Source organism: Telluria sp. B2 (genome assembly GCF_051789535.1).
GTDB lineage: Bacteria > Pseudomonadota > Gammaproteobacteria > Burkholderiales > Burkholderiaceae_D > Telluria.
The window spans coordinates 353,411-380,249 of record NZ_CP196525.1; the positions used below are offsets into that span (position 1 = coordinate 353,411).

Here is a 26,839-nt window from a genome sequence, read left to right on the forward strand (position 1 = left end):
ACAGGGTTGGGATAGCCACACGAACTAACTGCGGCCGGCGGAATGGTGAGAATCAACCCGTCTCTGCTTAGAGGCGGCCCGAGATACTGAACAGGGGTTCCAGTATCCACTCGTAGAGCTTGCGGCGCTCGAGCATGACGCTAGCGTCGACCAGCATGCCGGAGCGCAATGGCATTGCCGCGCCGTAGGCCCGGACCGTTTGCTGGTCGAGCTCTAGCCGGATACGATAGACTGGCTCTGACTGGGCCGCGCCCGGCATTGCCGCCGCTGAAGTAGGCAGCTCTTCGGGACGCACCGAAGTCGTGGCGACCTCGCGCACGCGCGCTGGGTGCTGGCCGAACTTCTGGTACGGGAAAGCCCGGTAGCGCAGCATGGCCGTCATGCCCGGCTTAATGAAGCCGACGGCATGCGACGGCACATACATTTCCGCTTCCAATTTGTGCCCTTCCGGCAGGATCGATGCCAGTGAAGTCGCGGTGCCCACGGTCTGACCGAGATTCGCGGCAATCGCCGTGATCGTCCCGCTTTGCCGTGCTCGAACAGGAATTTCACGCCGCGCCTCGTTCTCGGTCAGGTCCTGCTCGAGCGTTGACGCATTGCGGCGCAAGGCATTTTCGTCGCGCAGCGCCTGCACCGCAATATCCTGCTCCTCTGCCCGGGTACTTGCCAGCTCGCGCCGGGTCGCGGATCGGATACGTTCGATCTCGAGCAGTCGCTGGCGTTGATCGAGCAGCTCGGCTTCGCGCTCCTGCAGTTGTGCGGCCGAGATGTAATTCGTTGCTTTCAACTGCGCGAAGCGTGCCACGGTGTGCTCAGACAGGGTAATGCGCTGCTGTTGCATGAGCGCCTGATTGTCGAGTCGCCTGATTTCACTCTGTAGATCCTGCGCACGCTGCTGCAGTGCTGCCCGGCGCTGTCCGGCCTGTGCCTTTGCCTGCTGTAGCTCGGTATGAAAGCTGTCGCGACGCTGTGCCAGCAGTTCGGAAATCAGCGCTTCCGTGGAGCGCGGATCAGAAGTGCTCCGCTCGCTGGACACGACAAACAGGACTTCGCCTTCGCGCACGAATTGGCCTTCTTTGACGCGAATGTCCCTGATGACACCGACTTGGTTGGAAAAAACCCGGATCACCCCGGTCGTAGGAACTAGCATACCTTGGATCGGCGCCTTGCGGATCGTCTCGAAAAAGGCGAAGAACGCGATGAGCAACGATACCAACGTCACGAATACGCAAGTGAGAACAACATGACTGACAGGACGGGTCAGGATCACAGTCCCGTACTGGCGGACCGTTACATGGTTGATAGCCTCCTGACGAAACAAGGTTTTTGGTCTCGGATCGGAAGACTGCTTGGGAAGCATCTTTTCCGCATTCTTGTCCGATGCTGTAACGTCGTCGCGCAAGTTAATGTCTCCCAAAATCGCGTAAGAATCCTTCAATGCTACATTGTGTAGAGGAAAGGCCCCAAGGATAGGCGTAGTTATCGAAAAAAAATTGAGGTATGTTAACAATGAATCTAATAAGCGATTAGACGTTAATAACGTCGTTAGGGGGCCTTGCTTGCCGCATCAGCAATATTTGCTAAGGTATGAGCATTGGTAGTCTTGTTATAAGCCTAAAACAAATATGACCTTAGACTATCGATATGCCGCGCAGCGGCCGTTTTCGTAACATCAATTCACAATTGAGATTTCTCACATTGACAGGGGGCAAGGAGGAAATATTTCCTTGTGGACGCATGAATTTCCATCTCATATAGTGGCTACATCGGCGCTGGCCAGCAAGTCGATGAACCCAACTATATGGAAAAGGAGAAAATCATGTATGAACTCAGTCTTAATGAAATTGATCAAGTCGCGGGTGGGGAGAAAAAGTCTAAGGAAAAGACGCCCCCGAAAAGTGGGACTCTACCACGTCCTACGCGCGGCGAATCCGAAGCAGGTAGAGAGTTTAATGATTTGATGGGCATGTTAGATGCCCTTGGATCGTGGATTGGGATTAGCATCTATGATGCAGTCCACAAACAACAAAAATAAGTGAGGCGAATCTGCCATCATTGTAATGATGGCAGATTCGATTATCAATGTTAAAACCAATACGCACTTTGCTCATTGTGCTTATCTTCGCATTTGGAATGCGAAGTCTATACTCTACTTTAATTAATTTTTTTGTTCCGCTCTCGGTGCTGAGAGAAAGTGAGCTTTTATTTCGTTTTATAGGAAAGGTAATACTTTATTCTATTTTAATAATTGTTCCTATATGTCTATACCGCATAAAAAAACCCGAAGCAACCAAAATATTGGGGGGGAAGCCAAAATCATTACACGTCATAATTGCAAGCCTTTTGGGCCTATCTTTGCTTGCATTTGCATATGGTGAAGATGGAATCGAAACCTTCCTTCTGGCTCAAGTCGATGTAGACTTAGCCTATTCGTTTTGGGCGTATCCGCCAAATCTTACTAGACCGGAGTATAACTTTGCCGAGTGGCTTTTGCTGTGCTTGGGCTCCGTTATAATTGCGCCATTTGCAGAAGAATTTTTTTTTAGAGGACTTTTGCTTTCAGAGTTAAGCCGACGATTCGATAAGCGCAGCGCAGCGTTTTATAGTAGCTGTCTTTTCACTTTGCTACATTATTCGAATTTACATGTAATTAGCACAATGGTTTTCTCTCTCGCACTCTGTAGGATATACATAACAACAAGTTCTCTATGGCTCTGTGCAGTTGTCCATGGTATATTTAATTTCGGCGCTTTGTTAATTGAGAATTTTGCTTTAAACAATATTGTTCAGTCTTACGAAGAACTTCCGATTTTTTCCAATTGGAAGCTGATGTTTATTTTATTTTTGACAAGTAGCTGTATTTTAATATATGCTCGGTGCTGGGTTAAGGAGGGAGTGAAATTATTGCCTGAAGAAGACTTTCACGAATCATGAGCCGGGTTTTATGCCTATTGATAATAACTACTACCTACACGCAGGTGAGCTCCTACGCTGTTATTTATTTGCGGTCATCGACCGAGTTATATATTCTCCTCATATGGTAGGGGTTCATACATATTTATGACGACATGACCGACGAGCAGCGCCGATTCGTGCGTTGGCTTGAACCTGCATCACCTATTAAGCTTGCTAATCGCTTACTCGAAAATTGTGATGTCTCAATAGGATGCGCAAGAGCGCGTCCCATCAGCCCCGTTTTTTGTATCCTGCACCTGTCCCCACAGCCAGGCCACAAACAATGGATGCCAGCGACACCTCTTCCGTCATCGTTCTCCCCAAGCAGCTGCGCTACGAACACTTCGTACGCCGCGTCGCCGCCACCGGCGAAGTCTGGGGCCTGTACTGCGATGGCTGGGCAATCGGCAAGACCGACGACGGCGCCCTGGTCTTCCCGCTCTGGCCTTCGAGCGAGCTGGCGCAGCAGTGCGCCGTGCTCGAGTGGGAAGGCTACGAGCCGCATGCCTTTGCCTTGCAGGAGCTGCTCGATGAGTTGTTGCCCCAGCTCGAGCACGATGGCGTGCTGCCTGGTATCACGTACACGCCGGACGAATACGGCCTGACTCCGAGCCACGAGGGACTGCGCGCCGACCTCGAATGGCGGCTGAGCCAGCATCGCGCGCAAGCCGGCCATAGCGAATAACACCGACGAGACCTCCATGCATCCACTGCCGCAAGATGGGCTGGCCCTGGCCTGCCTCGATGAACAATTGTTGGTTCCGGGCGTCAAAGGTTTGCCGATTGCCGAGCCGCTGCGCCAGGGGGCGATCGCCGTGCAGGGCTGGAACGTGCTCCATGCCGACACCAGCTTCCCGGTGGCGGTACTGAAGACTTCCGCCCTGAAGCACAACCTCGACTGGATGCGCCGCTTCTGCGAGCGTCACGGCGTGGCGCTGGCGCCGCACGGCAAGACGACGATGAGTCCGCAGCTCTTCGGCGCCCAGCTCGCCAACGGTGCCTGGGGTATCACGCTCGCCAATGCGACCCAGGTGCAGGTGGCCCACCGTTTCAATGTGCGGCGCGTGTTAATGGCGAATCAGCTGGTGGCCCCGGCCGACATCAAGGCCATCCTCGCGCTGCTGCACGGCGATCCCGACTTCGAGTGCATCGTGCTGGCGGACTCCCTGGCCGGCGTCGCTCGCCTGGCCGAGGCCGTCGCCGCCCATCCTCTACGGCGCCCACTGCCGGTGCTGGTCGAGCTGGGGCTGGCGGGAAAACGCGCCGGCTGCCGCACGCCCGAGGAAGCATTGACGGTGGCGCGTGCGGTCGAGGGCGCGCCGGGCCTGCTGCTGGCCGGTTTCGAAGGCTACGAAGGCCTGCTGGTGACGGATGACCGCGAGGCCGACCTGCGCGCGGTCGACGCTTTCCTCGCCCAGCTGGTTCTACTCGTGCAGAGCGCCGACGACGAAGGCCTGTTCACGGGGCAGGAAATCCTGCTGTCGGCCGGCGGCTCGTCCTACTTCGACCTGGTCGCGCGCGGCTTCGCGAACGTTGGTGGTCTGTCGCGCCCCGTGCGCGCGGTGCTGCGCAGCGGCTGCTACCTGACGAGCGACCATGGCCTGTACCAGCGCCATCTCCGCGAGCTGAATGCGCGCGAAGACGAGGCTGACGGGCTGCTTCCGGCGCTGGAAGTGTGGTCCATGGTGCAGTCGCGTCCGGAGCCGGATCTCGCCATCCTCACCATGGGCAAGCGCGACGCATCCTACGACGCCGACCTGCCCGCGCCGCTCTGGCACCACCGTCCCGGCCCCGGGGCCCCGGGCGCGCTGCCGCCCGGCTCGACGATCGTCAAGATGAACGACCAGCACGCTTATTTGCGCCTGCCCGAGGCGCATCCGCTGTGCAGGGAACTGGCGGTGGGCGACTTGGTCGGCTGTGGCATTTCGCACCCGTGCACGACCTTCGACAAGTGGCAGCTGCTGCTGGCGGTGGACGACCATTACGTCGTGCGCGGCGCCTTCAATACCTTCTTCTGAAAGGAGGGGGCGGTAGGCTACAATTCTTGCTCGACCTTCAAGAGAGCCGCCATGCCTGCCACCCCGCCGTCGCTGTTCCCCCCGATCCAGCCCATCCGCCAGGGCATGCTTGCCGTCGATGAGCTGCACACGATCTACTGGGAGGAGGTCGGCAACCCGAACGGCATCCCGGTCCTGTTCCTGCACGGCGGCCCGGGCGCCGGCCTGTCGCCCCAGCACCGCCGCTTCTTCGACCCGCACGCCTACCGCGTGATCCTGTTCGACCAGCGCGGCGCCGGCAAGTCGACGCCGCTGGGCGAGTGGCGCAACAACACGACGCAACTGCTGATCGAGGACATCGAGCGCCTGCGCGTCATGTTCGGCATCTCGCAGTGGCTGGTGTTCGGCGGCTCCTGGGGTTCGACGCTGGCGCTGGCCTATGGCCAGGCGCACCCGGAACGCTGCCTCGGCTTCGTCCTGCGCGGGATCTTCCTGTGCACGCAAGCCGAAGTCGACTGGTTCCTGCACGGCGTGCAGTGGTTCTATCCCGAGCTGTACGAGGAATTCATCGCGCCGATTCCGCCCGCCGAGCGCGGCGAGCTGCTGCAGGCCTATGCCCGCCGCCTGCTGTGCGACGACCCGGCCGTCTACTGGCCGGCGGCGCGTGCCTGGAGCCGCTTCGAAGGCCGCCGCGTGTTCCTGCTGCCGCAGGAAGAAGAGCAGTCCTCCGATACGCTCGACCTGGGCGTGGGCCGGCTGGAGGCGCACTACATGGCCAACGGCGCCTTCCTCTCGGAAGACCAGCTGGTGCGCAATATCGGACGCATCGCCCACCTGCCGGCCGTGATCGTGCAGGGCCGCTACGACGTCATCTGTCCGCCACTGTCGGCGCACCGCCTGCACGCGTCATGGCCGGGCGCGAAGCTGCGCATGATCCCGGATGCCGGGCATGGCGCGCTGGAGACCGGCATTGCGCGCGCGCTGGTCGGCGCCACCGAACAGTTCAAGCGCCACAGGCGTTTCGATTGACGCCGGCGCGCTTTCTGCGCCGCGCGTGCGGCTGCTACACTACGCCTGACACACCCACAAAGCCAAGAAACGTGTTCTCATGAATATCCAGATTAGCGACATCGGCCACATGATCCAGCTGGCGATCGCGCCCGTGTTCCTGCTGACCGGCGTGGCGACCAAGCTGACGGTGCTGACCAATCGGCTGGCGCGCATCATCGACCGTACCCGCGTGCTGGAAGACCGGCTGCACATCGCCGCCAACGAAGAGTACACCGAGGAACTCGAAGTGCTGTACCGCCGTTCGCACCTGATCAACTACGCGATCACCTCGAGCACGGGTTGCGGCTTCCTGGTCTGCCTGGTCATTGCCATGCTGTTCCTGGGCGACTCCACCAACATCAAGCTCGACAAGTACATCGCCGCCTCCTTCGTGCTGGCGATGCTCGGCCTGATCTTCAGTTTCGTCTTTTTCCTGCGCGAGATCTTCATCTCCTCGCGCTTCATGCGCATGCGCCACGACGTCAGCCTGGCGCCGCCGGCGCGCCGCACCTAACCCAAGAATCGAGTACCCCATGCACGACTACCAGCGCCCTCCCACCCTGCACCGCTACGGCATGCGCAGCGACCTCGAGCAGGCGCTCACGGCCGGACAATTCCGGCTCGTCCCGACCGGCGGCTTCCTCACCGTCTCGTTCTCGCGCGCCTGGAACAAGACCCTGTTCGACGTGCTCGCGCCGGCCGACTGCTGCCTGGTGATCCACAACACCGAGGAATTCGGCGAGCGCTTGCACCGCGCGGTGCAGCGCGCGCTGCCCAACTGGGCCGGCATCGACGGCGCCGTCGAATACGGCAGCCGTTCGCCGCTGGGCGCTGCCTTCACCAAGAGCGCGGCCCAGGCGCGCGAACAGGAATGGCAGTTCGCCTGGCGCTCGCTGTCGCCGAACGCGAGCCTGAATCCAGTGGTGGTGCGGATCGGCAGCATCGAGCAGTTCGCGGAGTTGCGGGCGCCGGAGAGTCATCTCGTTTGATTGGTTTTTTGCGTACCGTGGTGGTTTGCCACGGTACGACCGCGTGGGCACAGGTGCCCACCCTACAAAGGCGGTTTTCGTAGGGTGGACACCTGTGTCCACGCTGTAGAGCGCCTGCATGTCGAAACGTTTGCGATCGCGGCGACCCCCACGTTTAGAACCCCCGCTCCACGATTTCACGGTTTAATGCCGTGATGACAAACACCGCCTACCCCCATCTCCTCGCACCGCTCGACCTGGGCTTCACCACGCTGAAGAACCGCGTGATCATGGGCTCGATGCACACCGGGCTCGAAGACCGCTTCTACCACTACGGCCAGCTGGCCGCCTTCTACCGCGAACGCGCGGCCGGCGGCGTCGGGCTGATCGTCACCGGCGGCATCTCGCCGAACCGCCAGGGCTGGCTGCTCCCGATGGGCGGCACCCTGAATTTTCTCGGCGACGTGCCGAACCACCGCCGCGTCACCCGCGCCGTGCACGAGGAGGGCGGCAAGATCCTGCTGCAGATCCTGCACGCCGGCCGCTACGGCTATCAGCCCTTCGTGGTTTCGGCGACCGCCACCAAGTCGCCGATCTCCCCTTTTAAACCGCGCGCGCTGACCGAGCGCGGCATCGAGGCCACCATCCGCGCCTATGCGCGCTGCGCGAAGCTGGCGAAGCTGGCCGGTTACGACGGCGTCGAGGTGATGGGCAGCGAGGGTTATCTGCTGAACCAGTTCCTGTGCGCGCGCGTGAACACGCGTACCGACCAATGGGGCGGCCCGATCGGGAACCGCATGCGCCTGGCGCTGGAAGTGGTGCGCCGCATCCGCCAGAGCGTCGGTCCCGACTTCATCATCATGTACCGCCACTCGGTGCTCGACCTGGTCGAGGGCGGCAACACCTGGGACGAAGTGGTCACCGTCGCCCGTGCACTGGAAGACGCCGGCGTGAGCATCCTGAACACCGGCTACGGCTGGCACGAGGCGCGCGTACCGACCATTGTCACCTCGGTGCCGCGCGCGGCCTTTGCCAGCGTGGCGGGGCGCCTGCGCAAGGAAGTGGGCATTCCCGTGGTGGCCTCGAACCGCATCAACATGCCGCAGGAAGCCGAGAGCCTGATCGCGCGCGGCGATGCCGACATGGTCTCGATGGCGCGGCCCTTCCTGGCCGACGCCGCTTTTGTCGCGAAAGCGGCGAGCGGACGCGTGGACGAGATCAACACCTGCATCGGCTGCAACCAGGCCTGCCTCGACCACACCTTCTCGAACAAGCGCGCCAGCTGCCTGGTCAACCCGCGCGCCTGCCACGAGACCGAACTGGTGTACGCGAAGACGAACACGCCGCGCCGCATCGCGGTCGTTGGCGCCGGCCCGGCCGGCCTGTCGGCGGCGACCGTGGCGGCCGAGCGCGGCCATCAGGTGACGCTGTTCGAAGCCTCGAGCCGCATCGGCGGCCAGTTCAACGTGGCCATGCAAATCCCGGGCAAGGAGGAATTCGCCGAGACCATCCGCTACTTCGGCCGCAAGCTGCAAACGAGCGGCGTACGGGTCGAACTGAACCGGCGCGTCACGCGCGAGGAACTGCTGGCGGCCGGCTATGACGAGGTCATCGTCGCCACCGGCGTGCGCACGAGGAAGCCTGCGATTCCCGGCATCGATCACCCGAAGGTGCTGTCCTACCTCGAGGTCCTGCGCGACAAGGCGCCGGTGGGCAAACGCGTAGCCATCATCGGCGCCGGCGGCATCGGTTTCGACACCGGCGAATTCCTGCTGCACGATCCCAAGCACCCGCTGCCCCAGCCGGTGTCCACCTGGACCGGGGAATGGGGCGTCGACCTGGAGGTCAAGACGCCTGGCGGACTGGTGCAACCCGTGCCGGCCCACCCCTACCGCCAGTTGTGGCTCCTGCAGCGCAAGACCACGCGTCCGGGCGCGGGACTGGGTAAAACCTCGGGCTGGGTGCACCGCGCGGCGCTCTCCCGTGGTGGCGTCAGGATGATGGCGGGCGTGCAGTACGACCGCATCGACGACGCCGGCCTGCACATCACGGTGGGCGGCAAGCAGCAGCTGCTGGAAGTGGACAACGTGGTGATCTGCGCAGGGCAGGAGAGCCTGGACGAGCTGACGATCGCGTCGGCAAGCGCTGCGGCTGGCGGCCCGCGCTTCCACAAGATCGGCGGCGCCGCGCTGGCGTCCGAACTCGATGCGAAACGCGCGATCCGGGAGGGCGCGGAACTGGCGGCGCGCTTGTAACGCGGTCGATGCATCAACCCGTAGGGTGGACGGGTCTCCCGTCCACGCGTTCAAATCACGTTAGAACGTGAGCGCGACACTTTCAAGCGCTGGTTGAACGCGTGGACGGCGAAGCCGTCCACCCTACGTTCCTCCGGCGCGCGTCCCGAGTACCTCAGTAGCTCAGGCGCAGGTACAAACCGCGGTGATACTCGTTGATATAACGGAGCACGAAGTACTGGAAGTAGAGGATCGAGAAGATTTCCATCGTCTCTTCCGCCGTCACCATCAGCATGAAGGCGACGTCGCGCACGCCGCCGGTCTGCGCGACATGGTGGCCCTCGATGGTTTCGAAGCCGATGGCCGCGAACACGAAGGCCGCGCCGGCCAGCGCGAAGTTGAACATGTAGACCTTCTTCAGGCGCAGCAGGAAGGGGATCATGTACAGCGCTACCGCCACCACGATTGCCGCCACCGGTATCGTCCACGCCACCGACAGCACCGGCACCGCTTCGAAGTGGGCGCCGGCCACGGACTTGACGATCTTGCTCAGGATGATGCGCAGGTCGGCGAATTCGTCGACCGACATGAACAGGAAGCCGGCCGCCAGGATGCGCCAGGCCAACACGTCCTTGTGGCCGGCCTCGCGCGCCAAGTGGGCGGTTGCGAACAGCAGGCAGGACGTGAGCAGCAGGTTCAGGGAAGAGAAGTAGGTCGGGACGTTGTGCTCCTCGTAGAAGTCGAAGAGCGGCACCAGGCCGAGCGCCATGTCGTTGCCGGCGTAGTACTTGAGCGCCATCGCCGCGCCGTGGGCCAGCACCAGCAGCAGCGCAACGAAGAGAAGCTTGCGGTGCAGGCTGTACAGGTCAGGTGGGCCGATGACGAGTTGACGCGCTTCCGCGCGTAATACCTGCGAATCGCTGATCTCTGCCATGACATTCACCTTTTATTATTGATGGAAATTTAATTTTCAGGCGGATATTAGCAGAAATAATATAAATTATTTAATGTTTCGATACCGCGGCGCAGCAGAAGTTGCGCTGTAACGACAGAGTAGACAAAAAAGAAGGGTCCGCCGAAACGGACCCCTTGTCTTGCTGCCCGATGGGCGGAAATACTTATTTTTTGCGCACCACGACGCAGCCGATCGAGTAGCCGGCGCCGAAGGAGCAGATGACGCCGTTCGCGCCTGCGGGCAGGTCGTCCTGGTACTTGTGGAAGGCGATGATCGAACCGGCCGACGAGGTGTTGGCGTAGGTGTCGAGGATCACCGGCGCCTCGTTCGGCTCGGCGTCGCGCCCGAGCAGGGTGCGTGCGATCAGGAGGTTCATGTTCAGGTTCGCCTGGTGCAGCCAGTAGCGCGACACCTGCGGGATCTCCAGGCCGGCGGCTTGCACCGTGTCGCGGATCATCTCGGCGGCCATCGGGCACACTTCCTTGAACACCTTGCGGCCCTGCTGGCGGAACAGTTTGTCCGCCTTGCCCACGCCCGACTCGTCGAAGCGGTTCATGAAGCCAAAATTGTTGCGGATGTTGTTCGAGAACTTGGTCTTCAGTTTCGAATCGAGGATCTCGAACTGGTGCTCGCTGACGGCGGTGTCGGCCGCTTCGATGACCATCGCGGTGCAGGCGTCGCCGAAGATGAAGTGGCTGTCGCGGTCGCGGAAGTTCAGGTGGGCGCTGGTGATTTCCGGGTTCAGCACCAGCACGGCGCGCGCCTGGCCGGTCTGGACGGCGGCCATCGCGGTCTGGATACCGAAGGTGGCCGAGGAGCAGGCCACGTTCATGTCGAAGCCGAAGCCTTCGATACCCAGCGCTTCCTGCACCTCGACCGCCATGGCCGGGTAGGCGCGCTGCATGTTGGAAGCGGCGACCAGCACCATGTCGATGTCGGCAGCAACGCGCCCGGCGCGCTTCAGCGCGTCGGTCGCGGCAGCGACACAAATTTCCGCCTGCAGCGACAGCTCCTCGTCGGCGCGCTCGGGAATGCGCGAGGTCATGCGCGTCGGATCGAGGATGCCTTCCTTTTCCATCACGTAGCGCGACTTGATGCCGGATGCTTTTTCGATGAAGGCGCTGCTCGACGGCTCGAGCGCGGTGACGCTGCCCTCGGCGATGGCGGCGGCGTTTTCAAGGTTGAACTGCTCGACGTAGGCATTGAACGCCGTCACCAGCTCGTCGTTGGAGATGGAATACGGAGGCGTAAACAGGCCGGTGCCGCTGATGACGACAGTTTTCATATCAGGACTTTCAAAGGAGATAAGGGGGAGCTTCCCCCGAGACTGAAGGCGATTCTACACAAACGACGAGGGCCTGGGAATTGTCGGGCTGTCTATTTTGTAGGCAGTTTCTTCGGTTCAGCGTGGCGCTTTGCCATAGCGATATTGCGTCCGTAGGGTGGGCACCCGTGCCCACGCGAAACGATGCGTCGTGTTGGCTCCTTTTCGAGCTGCGTGGTGCGCATTGAGACGCACGGTCCCGGAGCAAACCTTGACATGCAAACGAAGCCAACATGCGCTGGCGTCCGCGTGGGCGCGGGGCGCCCACCCTACGGGCGTGCAGCGACTAAACTAGCGCGCGTGCCTGGCCAGCTTCGCGCCTTCCTGCCGTTTCGACAGCTGCATCGGTTCGCCCTTCAGGTGCCTGACCGCCTGGGCCAGCTGGAAGTCGGTGGCGCTGCCGTAGGCGAGCGGCTTGCGCTGGCGTAGCGCTTCGAGCAGGGCCATCTGTTCCTCGATGTCGTCCTGGCGCGTGGCTTCCTCGGCGTCGCCCGACAGGTGGTGTTCGAGGTCGGCTTCGCGCATGCGCAGCGCGTTCAGGCCGTCGTCCTCGGCGGTTTCGTCGACGGCGAAGTCGGGCACGATGCCGCGCGCCTGGATCGAGCGCCCGGCCGGGGTGTAGTAGCGCGCCGTGGTCAGCTTGACCGCGGCGTCGCCGCCGATCGGGCGGATGGTCTGCACCGAGCCCTTGCCGAAGGTCTGGGTGCCGACGATGACGGCGCGCTTGTGGTCCTGCAGCGCGCCGGCGACGATTTCCGAGGCCGAGGCCGAGCCGGTGTTGACCAGTACCACCAGCGGCAGGGTCTTGAACTGGTGCGGCACCAGCGACAGCGGATCGCGCCCGCTGCGCAGCATGTAGTACTCGGGCCGGCCGTAGAAGCGCTGGCGCATTTCGGCCAGCTGCCCGTTGGTCGAGACGATTTCCGCACCCTCGGGCAGGAAGGCTGCCGCCACCCCGATCGCGCCCTGCAGCAGGCCTCCCGGGTCGTTGCGCAGGTCGAGCACCAGGCCCTTCAGTTGCGGCTCCGTGCGCGCCAGTTCCGCCAGCTTGGCCGCCATGTCGTCCACCGTCGGCTCCTGGAACTGGGAGATGCGCAGCCAGGCATAGCCCGGCTCGACGATCTTCGCCTTCACGCTTTTCTGCACGATTTCCTGGCGCTCGACGGTCACCACCAGCGGCTGCGGCGCGCTTGCCCGCGCAATGGTGAGCGTGACGCGGGTGCCGGGCGTGCCGCGCATGCGCTTGACCGCTTCCTCCAGGCCCAGGCCGCGCACATCAAGGCCGTCGATGCGGGTGATCAGGTCGCCGGCCTGGATGCCGGCGCGCTCGGCCGGCGAATCCTCCATCGGCGCGACGATCTCGACATAGCCCTCGTCGCTCTGGCCGATCTCGATGCCCAGGCCGACGAAGCGGCCCTCGGTGCCTTCACGCAGCTCGCGGTAGGCAGCCGGGTCGAGGTAGCCGGAATGCGGGTCGAGCGAGCCGACCATGCCGTTGATGGCCTCGGTCAGCAGCTTGCCGCCTTCCACCGGCTCGACGTAGTCGGACTGGATGACGCCGACCACCTGCGCGAGCTGGCGCAGTCCGTCGAGCGGCAGGCTCGGCTCGACCGGCTTGTAGGCGAGCGCGGAAAACTGCATCGTGACCGCGACGCCGGCGGCGACGCCGACAGCCAGCAGGCCGGTGTTCTTCAGAGTGGAGCCCATAGATCGTCGTTTGCTGCGCGTTATTTGCTGCGCGTTGTTTGCTGCGGCACGGCCGCGTAGTCACGCATGAGGTAGCGCGTGACCAGTATAAACCCGATTCGCCCGGGGACGCCGTGGCGCCGGCGCAAATGCGGTGCATCGCCTCGAAGTCCGATGTTTGTAAAGCCGTTTGGCCTTCCAGTAAGCAATTGTAAGAATCGGCGCGGCGTGCGTAGCGTGGTCTTATAGTCAATTGCAGTTTTTCTCTCTCTCCACTTTCCCCAGTGGACTTTTGCCCACGGCCCTGTCGTGGGCTTTTTTACGTCCGGCGCGTGCAGGCATGGCGGCGGGGCGCGCGACGGCGGAGCGGTTTCTGACGATGTGGCGGGCTGTTGTATCGAAAAGTAAAAAAACGGTCCCGACCGTAACGGTTTTCCCGGCAGCCGCTAGAATGGCCCGACAAGAAATGATCACGGCCGCGCCGCCAAGACGCGCGGTCCTATAAAAAATACAAGAGATGAAGACGCTGAACCCGCGCCTGCGTCGCCCTGACGGGCGCGGCGTGCAATCCTGCCCTGGCATTCGCCGGGCGCCGCCGCTTCCCTGGACACGTTTTTCTCCCCCGGCTCCCCGCGCCGGCGCCACTGCCATGCGCCGGGGATCCGTCGCCGCGCCCACGCCGCATCGGAGAAGCACATTGAACCCTGGGACGGGGCTTACCCGCCGCGTCCCGTTTTTTCGTGGCCATGCGCCGCTTTTTCCGCAACCAAGGACTTTCCTGTGAAACGCACCCTTCTGAGCACCCTGACCCTGTCCGTGCTGGCGGCTTTCGCCCATGCCGGCGACACCCCAAGCGCTACCGCCCCATCGGGCGCGCCGATCTCCGGGATCGACGTCCAGTACATCGACACCTCGGTGCGTCCGCAGGACGACTTCTTCACTTACCTGAACGGCAAGTGGCTGAAGTCGACCGAGATCCCGGCCGACAAGGCCAGCTGGGGCACCTTCATGCAGTTGCGCGACGACGCCCAGGCTCACCTGCGCGAGATCATCGAGGCGGCGCAAAAGGACACGGGCAAGAAGGCCGGCAGCGACGAGCAGAAGATCGGCGACCTGTACGCCAGCTTCATGGATGAAGCGAAGCTCGAAACCCTGGGCGTGAAGCCGCTGGCGAGCGAACTGCAGCGCATCCGCACCCTGAAGGACAAGAAGGGCGTGCCGAACCTGGTCGCCCACCTGTCGAAGATCGGCGTGGCGACCCCGTACGGCATCCGCGTCGGCCAGGATGCGCGCGCTTCCACCAAGTACGCGACCTACATCGGCCAGAGCGGCCTGGGCATGCCGGACCGTGACTACTATCTGAAGCTCGACGACAAGCGCATGGCGGAAACGCGCGCCAAGTACGAAGCGCACGTGGCCCGGATCCTGAGCCTGGCCGGCGAAAAGAACGCCGCCGAGCAGGCCAAGGCCATCGTCGCCTTCGAAACCGAACTGGCGAAGGTGCAGTGGACCAAGGTCGAGAACCGCGACCCGGTCAAGCGCTACAACAAGATGAGCGTGGCCGAGCTGGCCAAGCTGACCCCGGGCTACGACTGGAACGCGGCGCTGGCCGCTGCCGGCGTGGGCAACAAGCTGGACTACGTCATCGTCGCCCAGCCGAGCTACCTGACCGGCTTCAACGAGGTACTGGCCAAGACCGACCTGGCGACCCTGAAGTCCTACTTCGAATGGCAGCTGCTGCGCGAATACTCGCCTTACCTGTCGAAAGCCTTTGTCGACGCCAACTTCGCCTTCTACGGCACGACCCTGACTGGCGTGACCGAGAACCGTCCGCGCTGGAAGTCGGGCGTGTCGCTGGTCGAAGGCGCGCTGGGCGAAGCCGCCGGCAAGCTGTACGTGGCCAAGTACTTCCCGGCCGAGCGCAAGGCGCGCATGGAAGAGCTGGTGAAGAACGTGACCGCCGCCTACAAGGAAAGCATCGACCAGCTCGACTGGATGACCCCGGCCACCAAGGTCGAAGCCCAGGCCAAGCTGGCGAAATTCGTGCCGAAGGTCGGCTACCCGAACAAGTGGCGCGACTACTCGAAGCTGGCGATCCGCTCCGACGACCTGGTCGGCAACGTGAAGCGCGCTTCCGAGTTCGCCTACGACCGCAACATCACCAAACTGGGTAAACCGATCGACCGCGAAGAGTGGGGCATGACGCCGCAGACGGTGAACGCCTACTACAGCAGCTCGATGAACGAGATCGTGTTCCCGGCCGCGATCCTGCAGCCGCCATTCTTCGACATGCGCGCCGACGACGCCGTGAACTACGGCGCGATCGGCGCCGTGATCGGCCACGAGATCGGCCACGGCTTCGACGACAAGGGCAGCCAGTCCGACGGCGAAGGCAACCTGCGCAACTGGTGGACCAAAGAGGATCGTGATGCCTTCCAGAAGCGCACCGACATGCTGGTCAAGCAGTACAACGGCTACAGCCCGATCCCCGGCTACAACGTCAACGGCGAACTGACCCTGGGCGAGAACATCGGCGACAACTCGGGCCTGGCCATCGCCTATAAAGCCTACAAGATCTCGCTGAAGGGCAAGCCTGCTCCGGTGATCGACGGCCTGACCGGCGACCAGCGCTTCTTCATGGGCTTCGGCCAGGTGTGGCGCTCGAAGATGCGCGAAGCGCAACAGATCGTGCAGGTGAAAACCGACCCGCACTCGCCGGGCCAGTTCCGCGCCAACGGCACCGTGATGAACCATCCGGCCTTCTATGAAGCCTTCGGCGTGAAAGAAGGCGACAAAATGTACCTGGCGCCGAAAGATCGCGTCTCGATCTGGTAAAGTCGTCAGTCTGGTCATGCATAACGCCCGTACCTAAAGGACGTATGCATATGTGACCGCGTTGACAGATACGGGCCGGCGTCCTTGTGCGCCGGCCTCTTTCATTCCCACAACATCCAAGACAGTGGAGAGACAGATGAAGAAACACATGCTGAGCGCCCTGACGCTGGCCCTGATCGCCGGCTTCGCCCAGGCCGAAGGCGCTGCCGGTGCGGCTGCCAAGAACGCGAAAGCGCCGGTGCTGTCGGCCGGTATCGCAACCGAATACATCGAACCGTCGGTGCGTCCGCAGGACGACTTCTTCGAATACCTGAACGGCAAGTGGCTCAAGACCGTCGAGATTCCGGCCGATAAGTCGAGCTGGGGCTCGTTCATGAAGCTGCGCGACGACACCCTGCCGCAGCTGCGCGCGATCATCGAGCGCTCGGCCGCCGACAAGAACGCCGCCGCCGGCAGCGAAACCCGCAAGATCGGCGACTTCTACGCCAGCTTCATGGACGAAGCAAAGCTCGAGCAGCTGGGCATCACCCCCTTGAACGACGAACTGGCGAAGATCGCCGCGATCAAGGACAAGTCGGAACTGCCGGCGGTGCTGGCGCGCATGGTCAAGCTGGGCCTGGAAGTGCCGGTGGTGTTCTACATCCACCAGGACGCCAAGGACTCGACCAAGTACGTGGCCGACCTGTACCAGGCCGGCCTGGGCATGCCGGACCGCGACTACTACCTGAAGGCGGACGACGCCAAACTGGCCGACGCGCGCGCCAAGTACCAGCAGCACATGGAGAAGATGCTGGCGATGGCAGGCGACAAGAACGCCGCGGCCAACGCGAAAGCCATCCTCGATTTCGAGACCGAGATCGCACGCGTGCAGTGGACCAAGGTCGAGAACCGCAACCCGGTCAAGACCTACAACAAGGTCGAGCTGGCCAAACTCGCCGAAGTCGCGCCCGGCTTCGACTGGAAAGCCTGGCTGGAAGGCGCCGGCATCGCCGGCAAGACCTCCTACGTCATCGTCAGCCAGCCGACCTACCTGAAGGGCTTCGCCGAGGTCGCGAACAAGACCTCGCTCGAGACCTGGAAGGCCTACCTGCAGATGCACCTGATCGACGCCTACGGCAGCTACCTGTCGAAGAACTTCGCCGACCAGCGCTTCGCCTTCTACGGCACCACCCTGTCGGGCGCGCCGCAGCAGGAACCGCGCTGGAAGCGCGGCGTCGGCGCGGTCGAGCGCAGCCTGGGCGAGGCAGTCGGCAAGCTGTACGTGGCCGAACACTTCCCGGCCGAACGCAAGGCGCGCATGGAAAAGCTGGTGGCGAACCTGCTGGCCGCGTACAAGGAGTCGATCAACACCCTCGACTGGATGAGCCCGGCGACCAAGAAGGAAGCGCAGGCCAAGCTGGCCAAGTTCACCCCGAAGATCGGCTACCCGAACAAGTGGAAAGACTACACGGCGCTCACCGTCTTGCGTGACGACCTGGTCGGCAACGTGATGCGTTCGCGCGTGGTCGAAGCCGACCGCGAGCTGAACAAGCTGGGTAAGCCAATCGACCGCGAAGAGTGGGGCATGACGCCGCAGACCATCAACGCGTACTACAACCCGGAGATGAACGAAATCGTGTTCCCGGCCGCGATCCTGCAGCCGCCGTTCTTCGACGCCAACGCCGACGACGCGGTCAACTACGGCGGCATCGGCGCCGTGATCGGCCACGAGATCAGCCACGGCTTCGACGACCAGGGCGCCCAGTACGACGGCGACGGCAACCTGCGCGACTGGTGGAGCCCGTCGGACCACAAGAACTTCAAGGCCAAGACCAAGATGCTGGTCGACCAGTACAGCGCCTACGAGCCGCTGCCGGGTTACCACGTCAACGGCGAGCTGACCCTGGGCGAGAACATCGCCGACAACTCGGGTCTCGCCATCGCTGCGAAAGCCTACAAGATCTCGCTGAAGGGCAAGAAGGCGCCGGTGATCGACGGCCTGACCGGCGAACAGCGCCTGTACATGGGCTGGGCCCAGGTGTGGCGTTCGAAGATGCGCGAGCCGGCGCAGATCGCCCAGGTGAAGACCGACCCGCACTCGCCGGGGCAGTTCCGCGCCAACGGCACCCTGAAGAACCAGCCGGGCTTCTACGAAGCCTTCAAGGTGAAGCAGGGCGACAAGATGTACCTGGCGCCGAAGGACCGCGTGATTATCTGGTAAGCACCGGCTTTCCGCTGCAAAAACTGCCCCGCGCAAGCTGGGCGGTTTTTTTTCGTCCGGCGGGTCGGGGCAATAAAAAAAGGTTCATCACGGATTTCCGGGAAATGCGGCTTTGATCTTCAGGAAGAAGAAGTCGCTATCGCGGTAGCCGTAGGCCATCCGCTTCATGACCTTGATGCGGTTATTGATGCCTTCGAGCTGGCCGGTATGCATCGGCCAGCGCAGCCGTGCTGCAATGCCCCGCCAGTAAGGCTTGAGCTTGGCAGCGAATCTCCTGAGCGGCTCGATTCCGCTGTCGCGCGCCATCCTGAGCCAGTTCCGCCAGGCGAGAAGCCATTGCCATCCGCCTGATGTCTGCCAGAGTTCCTTAAGTGTCGTCTTCATCACGTACACCGTCATCAAAGCCTGGTTGGCGGCTAGCAGCTCATCCAGATTCGCCTGCTGCGTCGGCGGGACGTTTTCCCGGTTGCGCAGCAACAGCCAGCGGGAGCGCTTGACGACTTTACGCTGTGGACGATCGTCTCGCAGACGATTGGCCTCGTCGACGCGTACCCGGTCGATGACTTCACGGCCATACTTGGCGATGACGTGAAACAGGTCGTAGACCACGCGCGCTTTCGGACATTGCCGCCGCACTTCCAGGTCGAACGCGGTATTCATGTCCATCGCTACGGCTTCGATCCTGGCGCAGCGTTCAGGGCCGAGCCATTCGAAGAACGGCCGGATGGCCTCGCGGCTGCGGCCTTCGCCGACCCAGAGCACCTGCCGGCTGTCGGCATCGAGCACGACCGTGGCATAGCGATGGCCTTTGAACAGCGCAAACTCGTCCATGACAAGCCGGGTTGGCTGTGCTGCAGGCAAGGTAGCCAATTCACGTTCCAGCTTGGCACGCTCGATATTGCGCACCGTCTCCCAGTGCAGCTGCGCCAGCTTGCACACATGGGCTACCGGCAGCTTCTCGCACCACAAGCCTACAAATTCAGCCAAGGCGCGGGTCACTCGGGCGTGCCGGTCGAGCCAGCTCACGCGCTCAGTACGGGTGCCGCATTGACCACACCGAAGCCGTCTGAGAGGCACACGCAGCCACACCGGCAAACCGAACATGGGCAGCTCGCGGATAGTGCGTAGGCCTGTTTCGTGTATCTGATGACAGTGATGGCCGCAGCCGCCGCATACCATCGGCGCCCCAGGATCGCGTCGCAGGTTGATCCACACTGCGTCAGGTCCGCGTTCCAATTTAGATGCAATGAACCCTTCCCAGAACGGGAGGTCAAGATTATGATTCGTCATGAAAGCGGTGAGTTGAGTCAGCTTTGTTGGTCGCACAACAAGTCTAGCTCTTCTTCACCGCTTTCTTGTTTTTAGCATTGCTTCCCGCTAATCCGTGAAGAACCTAAAAAAACCCCGGTCACCTTGCGGTGCCGGGGGCGGGTCTGCCTGCCGCCGCTTAGCGCGGGACGATGGCGAATTGCGGGCCGGTGCCGTAGTTCGGCTTGACGCTGCGGGCCATGAACTTGGCCCAGGCGGCGGCGCCGTTGCTCAGGCGGGCATCCACGGCATACGCCAAGGCTGGCTGCATGTTCGATGGGTAGCCGATCACGGTCGACGAATAACCGGTCATCTCTCCCACCTTCAGTTTCAGGAAGGAAGCCATCTCGGCGCTGCCGCAGCTCAGCGAGCGGAAAGTGGCCGTCTCGCTGGCGTCCGCCGCCTGTGCCATGCTGGTGTAGAACGGGCTGGTGGCCGAGTCACGGATGCTCATCGAGTACAGCGCGCCGTCGATCCAGCAGATGCCGGGGTCGGTCATGCGCATTGCCGGCGACTTGGCTTTCCAGGCCAGCAGGCCGCGCGCCTGTTCGAAGCCGAGTTCCACCGCGTGGCCGATGGCCGAAGTGAAGAAGTCGTCCTGCCACGGCGCCACGCCGCGCTTGCTGTTGTAGATAACAGCGCTATTCATGTCGAGCACACCGAAGAAGTTGGCGTTCGGATTGCTCGTGTACCTCGCGTTGTACCAGTTCAGGTTGCTTGCCATGATGCGCTGGAAGTGATCCTTCAGGCGGTCGCTGTCCGGCGTGATGTAAGCCGCTTCAGCCAGCGTACGCATGCTCCATGCCTGGCCGCGCACTTGGTCGTCGGCCACCAGGCCCTGAACGTTCTTGCGCCAGCCCGGGTTCGACTGGAACACGTTGTACGAAGCCCAGAACTGCAGCTCTTCCAGGTAGTAGTAGTCACCCGTCACCAGGTAAGGCAGGTAGGCGAAGGCCGGCTGGTGCGAGGTGTCGTGCTTGTTCGGCGTCGCGCAGCTCGTGCTCGGGCAGGCCGGGAAGGCTTCGTACTGCTTTGTCACAGGATTCTTGGTGTCGCCCTTGGTGCCGAGGATGGTCATGTACGGATAGTCGATCAGGCTGATCGGACGGTCCGTGTTCTTGTCGCGGTAGTGCGCCGACCAGCTACCGGCCAGGTCGGCCGTGCCCAGCGTGACAGCCTTGGCACGCGGGTCCATGGTCAGCAGGTAGGTCGCGGCCCAGCCCGGTAACAGGCCGATGTCGTTACGGCCACCGGTGCTCGGCATGTACGGATTGGCCAAGCCCACGCCCATCGGCTCGATGGCGCTGCCGGTCCATTTCGCCTTCAGGCCGTTCAGGGTCGCTTCCGAGGTGACGATGCTCTGGTCGTAGTTCGGCACCGCGCGGCTGGCGATCAGGTAGGCGCTGTTGTGGCGTACGTGGACTTGCGGCTCGTCGCCCCACCAGAACATCTTGCGCCAGCGGCTGTGGTGCAGGTGGGTCAGGGCCGGCTTCACATACACTTCCTGGCCGCGCACCACGACCTTGGCGTCATAGGTGATGTTGCTGGGGTTCAGTTCGTAGGCCCAGTTGTTTTCCAGGGTGACGTCGACGCGCGCCTTCTTGATGCTGTCGTACCAGCGGATCGCGAAGCGCGCCGTCAGGTGCGGGTGTTCCTGGCCGCCCTCGGTGCGCAGCGGCGCCGATACCTGCCATTCGTTGGCGACAGCGCCCGACAGCCAGGTGTTGTATTTCCAGCCGCTCTTGATCATGTCGTCGGCCGACGCCTTATACTCGACGCCGTTGATGGTGGCGTGCACCGAGGAGCTGAAGCCGTTCGACAGCAGCACTGTCGGCGACAGGGTGCCCGGGGTGATCGGCGCATTGGTCTTCATCAGCGACATGGCGCGAGTCTGCGAGGCGGCCAGGCCCGGCAGGATGCCTGACACGATGGCGTGGCGTACCGAGCCGTCGGGGTGCAGCGCCTTGACGTCGAGCTGCAGCGGCACCTTGGTGCCGTCGTCGAGGCGGCCGACCAGCGAATAGCCTTGCGGCAGGTCGCCCACGGCGAATACCTGGCCGAAGGTTACTGGCGTATTGACCTGGGCCACGCTGCTGGTGTTCTGGATGCGCACATCGGTTACGACGCCGTATACGGCGTATTCGCCCACTGGCGCGATGACCTCGGGCAGGGGCACGTTCGTGGTGCCCGAGATCGGCGCGGTCGACGGACCGGCAGGGGCAGCGCTGTCCGGCGTGACGGCAACGGCAGGGCCGCCGTCAGCCGGCGGGGTGGTGCCGGGGATAGCGGGGGCCGGCGCAGAGGCGCTGCTGCTGGCCAGGTTGTTGTTCGAACCCGCGCCGCCGCCGCCGCCGCAGGCGGCCAGGGTACTGCCGAATACCGCGATTGCGGCGATTCGCATTGCATGAGTGTGGAATGGGAGAGTCATGGCCGTCTTCAAGGAAGTTACTGAGAGGCACAAATTATTGCCCCTGGGAATTCCCTGAAGGTTACGCCAAAGCAAAACTCAGGAACAGCAAAATCAAGCTGTCTGTTCAAAATTTCGCCCAAATACAACACAAAATTAGTGCTTTTTCCACGAAGATTATTCAGCTTGAAAGCTTTTCCGGCTGTATTTATATTGCTGTTGTCGAAAGCACGGCAATAAAAAAACCGCCCCATGGGGCGGTTCGGAAGCGCATCGCCTGATTTCGCTCAGGTGCTCTGGCAGCAAACTTTGCGGCCTTGTTTGTAACTGGATGTCACCTTTATAACGGCATAGCCTGCTTAGCGGGCGGCTGCGACCATGAAGTCGACCGCTGCCTTCACGTCCGCGTCCGGAGCACTGGCGCCGCCCTTCGGCGGCATCACGCCGGCCTTGCCCTGGAAGCCCTTGATAGCGTGCTCGTACAGCACGGCGTTGCCTTGCTGGATGCGTGGCGCCCAGGCTGCCTTGTCGCCCACCTTCGGTGCGCCGGCAATGCCGGCCCCATGGCAGGCAACGCAGGCGCTGTTGTAGAGGGCCTTGCCGGTGTCGGCGCTGGCCACTGCCGGGGCAGCCGCGGCAGGGGCGGCCGGCGCCGCGGCAGGGGCCGCTGCAGCCGGTGCCGGGGTCGACGGGGTGCCGGCGATCGGCGAGGCGGTCGCGGCGTTCTGCGCCGCCGGGGCGGCAGCCACTTCGGTCTGCGCACCTGCGGCCGGTGCGGCTGCCGGCGCTGCGGGCGCGGCCGGCTCCTTGAACTTGGCGCCGCTCTGGTTGGCCATGTAGACGACGGCGCGTTCCACTTCCAGGTTATCCAGGTCCGGGTTGCCACCCTTGGCCGGCATCGCGCGGATGCCTTCGATGGCGTGTTTCACCAGGGTGTCGTAGCCCTGGGCCAGGCGTGCGGTCCAGTCGCCCGCGGCGCCGACTTTCGGCGCGCCGGCGGCGCCGCTGCTGTGGCAGGCCGCGCACACGGCGGTGTAGACGGCGTCGCCCGCCTGCAGCACCTTCGGTGCGTTGGCGTCGACCAGGGTAAAACCTTCCTCGGCCACCGGGCGTAGGCGCGCCGCGACCGCCTCATCGCTCAGGCTCTGGCTACCGGCGCCTTCGAGTTTGTCGGTCGTGACGAAGGCAACCAGCAGGATGATGCCGATGACGATTACCAGGAAGAAACCAGCGACCACCGCGATGAGCTGCTTGGGCGTCCGGATAAACGATTGTTCATTGTGTGCGTCGCTCATGATTTCCTTAATACGATTAAAAAAACCTGCCATCCGGCGCTTGCGCTTGCCCATCTTGCATGCATTTTTGCAAAGGCCGCCAATCGGCGATTATAGTCCCAAAAAATGCCCTATGGCACATCGTCCGCAAGCGCACCCACACTTTCCGTGGACGGCAGGCGCGAAAGAATGTATCCTTCGCATCGCTCAGGAGTTTCCCGTGCGGCTGTAGCTCAGTGGATAGAGTATTGGCCTCCGAAGCCAAGGGTCGCTGGTTCGATCCCAGCCAGCCGCACCACCTGACGCGTCTAACTCTTCATTTTCTCTGGTGAGCTTTACGCCAACGTTACCTTCTGCCTATAGGCGCAAGGTCTAGCTGTGTCAGCGCCCGTCATACAGCAACTCTCCAGTACGCTCTTACGCGTTTCGAGGGTTCTGCTCAAGTAGACGTCGTCGGACTAGATAACCACCTCCTTTGTGTCGGCGCGCATGTCTACGGCGTAACTTAGCAGGACGGCGATAGACAAACGCTGATCCCGACATTCGAGCGAATCCTTAACGTACTCAGATGGCTGGCTGGACGCAGAAAAATTGCATTTTTAACACTTGCGTCCCGGTATCTGTTGTGCTGGTTCGATCATATGGCGCTGTTAGATCACCCATGAAAAATTTGAGTTCACAGCGAAAGATTTTCGCTGACAGCGAAAATTTTGTTGACCGATACAGCTAAGCATCGCTATAGTATTACAGTGGTTTGGTAAACAGAGATGCCTCGGATGTAGTGTTGAGCGAAAGCTCGCGGTCGGCTGCAGTACGCTGACCAACATAATGCTTCGGTCTAGTCCCGCTCGTCTCGACGATGACTGTGCATACCTGCACGCGCGAGGGTGCGCGTGCAGTCACTAATGGATGAAGGGGAGTTTGGTTGTTTTCTCTGTCCTATGGAGGACGAGGGGGGTGAAAACCCACGTTGACTAATTCTGGTCAACGTCTCCATAAGGAAAATGCAATGGAAACACAAACTACAAATCAACCAACGTGTGACAAAGAACAGACCAAGAGACCTTGGTCGCAGAAGATTAAAACCGGTTGCGTATGGGTCGTGAAAGCGGCCTTGCGTCACCTTCTCATGCGACCTGCTACCTGGCGTTGGCTTCAGGTGCACTTGCCTGAAGCATTTGCCAAGTTGGAATTTTGGGTCAAAGAGTTCATCGAATTCTGTGCAAATCTGTTCTAAGTAAACACCCCCTTCCATTTTTGAGGACTTATCATGATTAACAATGCGTTAAGGCTTATTCGCCAGTACCATAATATTAATCAAACACAGCTAGCTGCTAAACTTTCAATTTCGAGCTCATACTTATCCGAGCTCGAATCGGGTAAGAAAGAGCCCACGCTGGATATATTGCATCGCTATGCAGATTGCTTTGATGTTCCACTTTCATCCTTAGTCGTGTTTTCTGAAACATTAGATGGTTCTCAAAGTAAGAGTAAGGCACGCTCCTTTATTTCCAAGAAAATGCTAAAGATACTTGAGTGGATTGCTGACAAAGATGAAGCCACCCCTGCAGTTAGAAAAGCGGTATGAGCTAGAGCAATCGCCACTATTCAAATTATCGAGCAAGCGTAAATTAGCTGAACTTTTAAGGATTGATCTCGCTGAGCTTGGTTCTGCGAAACTGCCAAATCTTATTTCGCAATACCGGATTTTTATTGAGCCTAACTCAGCGCGATTTATTACAGAACCGGTTCGTGATCTGCTGGCGGTTCATAAACGGTTGATGAAGTTGTTGATCCGTATTGCACCGAGGGATTACGTGCATTCCGCAACAAAAAAACGGTCGTATAGAACTAACGCTGAGCAGCACCGGGAATGTAAAAACGTAGTAAAAATTGATATAAAAAAATTTTTTCCTTCGGTAAAATTTTGCTACGTACATAATTTCTTTGCTAATGTTATGTGCTGTTCCAAGGACATTGCAACAATTTTGGCAAAGCTTTGTACCGTGAAGACCCACAAACATGGGGTCCACCTTCCCACCGGAAGTTGCATTAGTCCAATTCTGTCATTCTTAGTGAATCGCGATCTCTTCGATCGAATACATAATATGTGTTCAGAACAAGGTTGTGTTTTTACCTTGTATGTCGACGATGTTACTGTGTCAGGTGATAATGCGACTCGAGCACTGCTTTCTAAGATCGCCGCAGAAATTTTCAAATCAGGCTACGGGTATCACAAAATCAAGACTTTTTATGGTAGGCCTGCTGAAGTGACCGGGATTGTTGTGCATGGGGGAAAGCTCGCCCTCCCGTATGTACGACAAAAGAAAATCCGTGACGTTTCAGAGGCGCTTGCCCTCGCAACTGGTCCGCTGAGAGAAAAGCTCTTAGCAAGTTTGGTAGGAAGATTGTCTGAAGCTGAACAAATTGACCCTTCATATCGTAAACAGCGAACAGAAGTATTAAGGCGTTACTCTAGTGAGTGGAAAGGCGTGGTGGAGCAGCGAATAGCGAAAGCAAAATCCCTAGCGTTTAAGCGACAGCGTAAGCGGATATGATAAAAAGGGTTCCAGTAGAGAATTTATTGCCACGGATTATTGATCTTGGCAGTACTGTGAGCAGTAATTTGAAGCGAATATAAACCTCGGCATGTTTTCGCATCCTTCGCCGCAGGTGGAACGGCTGAAGTCGAACTGGCGCACGTTGTTCTCGCACAGATGCGATTGGATCGCCCAATACAGCAGCATATTTGAAGCCCGTGGGTTGTAGTTGGCCAGGGTTGAGGCCCCAGAGGATCACCGCCAGCAGCGTCCAGCCGGCTTACCTTAGTGGCGTACAATGACGATGAACATGTTCCTGTAGTGGCGATGGACCGCGTCAACCCAGCGCGGCTGTGCGGCGGTCACAAGCAGCGGACGTTACGAATTTAGACGTCATAGAACTCGGCCACCGCCGCTAGCTGTGCATCAAGGCCGCTGCACTACCGGGCAGGCCGAGCAGCATGTACCTTGCGGCCTTCCAGCACCGCCTCGTCGAGCGTTTCCTATGCCGAGCAGCGCAGTTCCAATCTGGTTGCGCTGCTGGCGCTCACATCCTTGTACGCACGTGTCGTCAGCGCTTACGCGACTTTGTTAGCAGCCAAATCCCAACCTCCAACAGTGGAACCACCAGAGCCGCCACCAATCTTCTGCTGGGTGTAGCGCCACCTAATCTTGCTGTACTTCAGGCTTACGTGCTCGTCGAGGATCGTCCCGGGTTCGATACTCGGCTCGACACCGCCGATGAGTACATTTTCCAGTTCGATTTCGAAGTACTTGATCGGATTGCCTTGGCCATCTGCCCGCATGAATTCGAACTTGGCTTTTGGGATGGTTTTTCCCATCGCGCAAGTCTGCATGAGGATGGGACTCGCCAAGTCAGCAATCTTCATGAACGTTACTTCCCTGAGTTCCGCACGTTCTGCAGTATGGCCGCCGCCTGTCGACGCGGTAGCACTACGTGGCTGACGAATTCCCCAGTTAACGGATTGGCACTCAATCCAGTCCTTGTGACCGGCATCCTGGGACTCGCCTTTGATGCCTTCGATTTGCAGATACACGTCGCTAGCCATTGATTTCTCCCGCGTAAAAGGTTGAGGTAACGCTGC

The 26,839-nt window shown here is 60.8% G+C and carries 22 protein-coding genes and 1 tRNA gene; 15 read left to right on the forward strand and 8 right to left on the reverse strand.

All coding sequences use genetic code 11. The features are described 5' to 3' along the window. Nucleotides 1–67 precede the first annotated feature (67 nt). Nucleotides 68–1,402, reverse strand: coding sequence for an HlyD family secretion protein (locus ACSUZJ_RS01620; RefSeq protein WP_499412690.1), 1,335 nt, complete (start codon nt 1,400–1,402; stop codon nt 68–70). 417 nt (nt 1,403–1,819) lie between these two features. On the opposite strand from ACSUZJ_RS01620, the gene ACSUZJ_RS01625 reads away from it, so the two are divergent. The 8 genes from ACSUZJ_RS01625 (at nt 1,820) to ACSUZJ_RS01660 (ending at nt 9,225) form a co-directional block, all read left to right on the forward strand. Next, complete coding sequence (locus ACSUZJ_RS01625; RefSeq protein WP_499412692.1) at nt 1,820–2,035, forward strand: hypothetical protein; 216 nt, start codon at nt 1,820–1,822, stop codon at nt 2,033–2,035. Between the two features lie 47 nt (nt 2,036–2,082). Next, nucleotides 2,083–2,934, forward strand: coding sequence for a CPBP family intramembrane glutamic endopeptidase (locus ACSUZJ_RS01630; RefSeq protein ID WP_499412694.1), 852 nt, complete (start codon nt 2,083–2,085; stop codon nt 2,932–2,934). A gap of 304 nt (nt 2,935–3,238) precedes the next feature. After that, a complete protein-coding gene (locus ACSUZJ_RS01635; RefSeq protein WP_499412696.1) occupies nt 3,239–3,640 on the forward strand; it encodes a DUF2750 domain-containing protein in 402 nt (133 codons plus the stop codon). Between the two features lie 16 nt (nt 3,641–3,656). Continuing rightward, nucleotides 3,657–4,973, forward strand: a complete 1,317-nt coding sequence (locus tag ACSUZJ_RS01640) for an amino acid deaminase (RefSeq protein ID WP_499412698.1) — start codon at nt 3,657–3,659, stop codon at nt 4,971–4,973. A 51-nt stretch (nt 4,974–5,024) separates the two neighbouring features. After that, nucleotides 5,025–5,981 carry a prolyl aminopeptidase gene (gene pip / locus ACSUZJ_RS01645; protein ID WP_499412700.1) on the forward strand — a complete coding sequence of 319 codons (957 nt, stop codon included), beginning with the start codon at nt 5,025–5,027 and terminating at the stop codon, nt 5,979–5,981. A gap of 79 nt (nt 5,982–6,060) precedes the next feature. After that, nucleotides 6,061–6,516 (forward strand): DUF2721 domain-containing protein, encoded by a 456-nt coding sequence (locus ACSUZJ_RS01650; protein WP_499412702.1) that lies wholly within the window; start codon nt 6,061–6,063, stop codon nt 6,514–6,516. Nucleotides 6,517–6,535: 19 nt separating this feature from the next. Further along, a complete protein-coding gene (locus ACSUZJ_RS01655) occupies nt 6,536–6,991 on the forward strand; it encodes a hypothetical protein (RefSeq protein ID WP_499412704.1) in 456 nt (151 codons plus the stop codon). A 194-nt stretch (nt 6,992–7,185) separates the two neighbouring features. Next, nucleotides 7,186–9,225 (forward strand): 2,4-dienoyl-CoA reductase FMN-binding domain-containing protein, encoded by a 2,040-nt coding sequence (locus tag ACSUZJ_RS01660; protein WP_499412706.1) that lies wholly within the window; start codon nt 7,186–7,188, stop codon nt 9,223–9,225. A 154-nt stretch (nt 9,226–9,379) separates the two neighbouring features. On the opposite strand, the gene ACSUZJ_RS01665 is transcribed toward ACSUZJ_RS01660, so the two are convergent. The 3 genes from ACSUZJ_RS01665 to ACSUZJ_RS01675 all read right to left on the reverse strand — a co-directional run bounded on the left by ACSUZJ_RS01665 (nt 9,380) and on the right by ACSUZJ_RS01675 (nt 13,190). Next, a complete protein-coding gene (locus ACSUZJ_RS01665) occupies nt 9,380–10,138 on the reverse strand; it encodes a DUF8692 domain-containing protein (protein ID WP_499412708.1) in 759 nt (252 codons plus the stop codon). 184 nt (nt 10,139–10,322) lie between these two features. Continuing rightward, on the reverse strand, nt 10,323–11,444 hold the full coding sequence (locus ACSUZJ_RS01670) for a beta-ketoacyl-ACP synthase III (RefSeq protein WP_499412710.1): 1,122 nt from the start codon (nt 11,442–11,444) through the stop codon (nt 10,323–10,325). Nucleotides 11,445–11,774: 330 nt separating this feature from the next. Then, entirely contained in the window at nt 11,775–13,190 is a 1,416-nt protein-coding gene (locus ACSUZJ_RS01675) for a S41 family peptidase (RefSeq protein WP_499412712.1), read from the reverse strand. A 759-nt stretch (nt 13,191–13,949) separates the two neighbouring features. Between ACSUZJ_RS01675 and ACSUZJ_RS01680 the strand changes: the two genes are divergently transcribed. Together ACSUZJ_RS01680 and ACSUZJ_RS01685 are read left to right on the forward strand one after the other, a co-directional pair. Then, a complete protein-coding gene (locus tag ACSUZJ_RS01680) occupies nt 13,950–16,004 on the forward strand; it encodes a M13 family metallopeptidase (RefSeq protein WP_499412714.1) in 2,055 nt (684 codons plus the stop codon). Between the two features lie 136 nt (nt 16,005–16,140). Next, nucleotides 16,141–18,204: a M13 family metallopeptidase gene (locus tag ACSUZJ_RS01685; protein ID WP_499412716.1), complete on the forward strand. Its 2,064-nt coding sequence runs from the start codon at nt 16,141–16,143 to the stop codon at nt 18,202–18,204. 87 nt (nt 18,205–18,291) lie between these two features. Here ACSUZJ_RS01685 and ACSUZJ_RS01690 read toward each other — a convergent pair whose 3' ends face one another. Continuing rightward, entirely contained in the window at nt 18,292–19,494 is a 1,203-nt protein-coding gene (locus tag ACSUZJ_RS01690; protein WP_499409742.1) for an ISL3 family transposase, read from the reverse strand. A gap of 157 nt (nt 19,495–19,651) precedes the next feature. After that, on the reverse strand, nt 19,652–21,913 hold the full coding sequence (locus tag ACSUZJ_RS01695; RefSeq protein WP_499412718.1) for an RIFT barrel domain-containing protein: 2,262 nt from the start codon (nt 21,911–21,913) through the stop codon (nt 19,652–19,654). Between the two features lie 14 nt (nt 21,914–21,927). Here ACSUZJ_RS01695 and ACSUZJ_RS01700 point away from each other — a divergent pair, with 14 nt between their 5' ends. Then, a complete protein-coding gene (locus ACSUZJ_RS01700) occupies nt 21,928–22,200 on the forward strand; it encodes a hypothetical protein (protein ID WP_499412720.1) in 273 nt (90 codons plus the stop codon). A 78-nt stretch (nt 22,201–22,278) separates the two neighbouring features. Here the strand turns inward: ACSUZJ_RS01700 and ACSUZJ_RS01705 are convergent, their stop codons facing one another. Next, the gene (locus tag ACSUZJ_RS01705) at nt 22,279–23,214 is read right to left on the reverse strand and encodes a c-type cytochrome (protein WP_499412721.1); all 936 of its coding nucleotides are present in this window, start codon (nt 23,212–23,214) and stop codon (nt 22,279–22,281) included. 201 nt (nt 23,215–23,415) lie between these two features. Here ACSUZJ_RS01705 and ACSUZJ_RS01710 point away from each other — a divergent pair. The 4 genes from ACSUZJ_RS01710 (at nt 23,416) to ACSUZJ_RS01725 (ending at nt 25,751) form a co-directional block, all read left to right on the forward strand. After that, a tRNA-Arg gene (locus ACSUZJ_RS01710) sits at nt 23,416–23,491 on the forward strand. A gap of 711 nt (nt 23,492–24,202) precedes the next feature. Beyond that, nucleotides 24,203–24,430, forward strand: coding sequence for a hypothetical protein (locus ACSUZJ_RS01715; protein ID WP_499412722.1), 228 nt, complete (start codon nt 24,203–24,205; stop codon nt 24,428–24,430). Nucleotides 24,431–24,463: 33 nt separating this feature from the next. Then, nucleotides 24,464–24,781 (forward strand): helix-turn-helix transcriptional regulator, encoded by a 318-nt coding sequence (locus tag ACSUZJ_RS01720; protein ID WP_499412724.1) that lies wholly within the window; start codon nt 24,464–24,466, stop codon nt 24,779–24,781. Then, a complete protein-coding gene (locus ACSUZJ_RS01725) occupies nt 24,747–25,751 on the forward strand; it encodes a reverse transcriptase family protein (RefSeq protein ID WP_499412726.1) in 1,005 nt (334 codons plus the stop codon). Before ACSUZJ_RS01720 ends, ACSUZJ_RS01725 begins: the two co-directional genes overlap by 35 nt. A gap of 560 nt (nt 25,752–26,311) precedes the next feature. Here ACSUZJ_RS01725 and ACSUZJ_RS01730 read toward each other — a convergent pair. Further along, nucleotides 26,312–26,803 carry an Hcp family type VI secretion system effector gene (locus ACSUZJ_RS01730; RefSeq protein WP_499412728.1) on the reverse strand — a complete coding sequence of 164 codons (492 nt, stop codon included), beginning with the start codon at nt 26,801–26,803 and terminating at the stop codon, nt 26,312–26,314. Nucleotides 26,804–26,839: the final 36 nt, after the last annotated feature.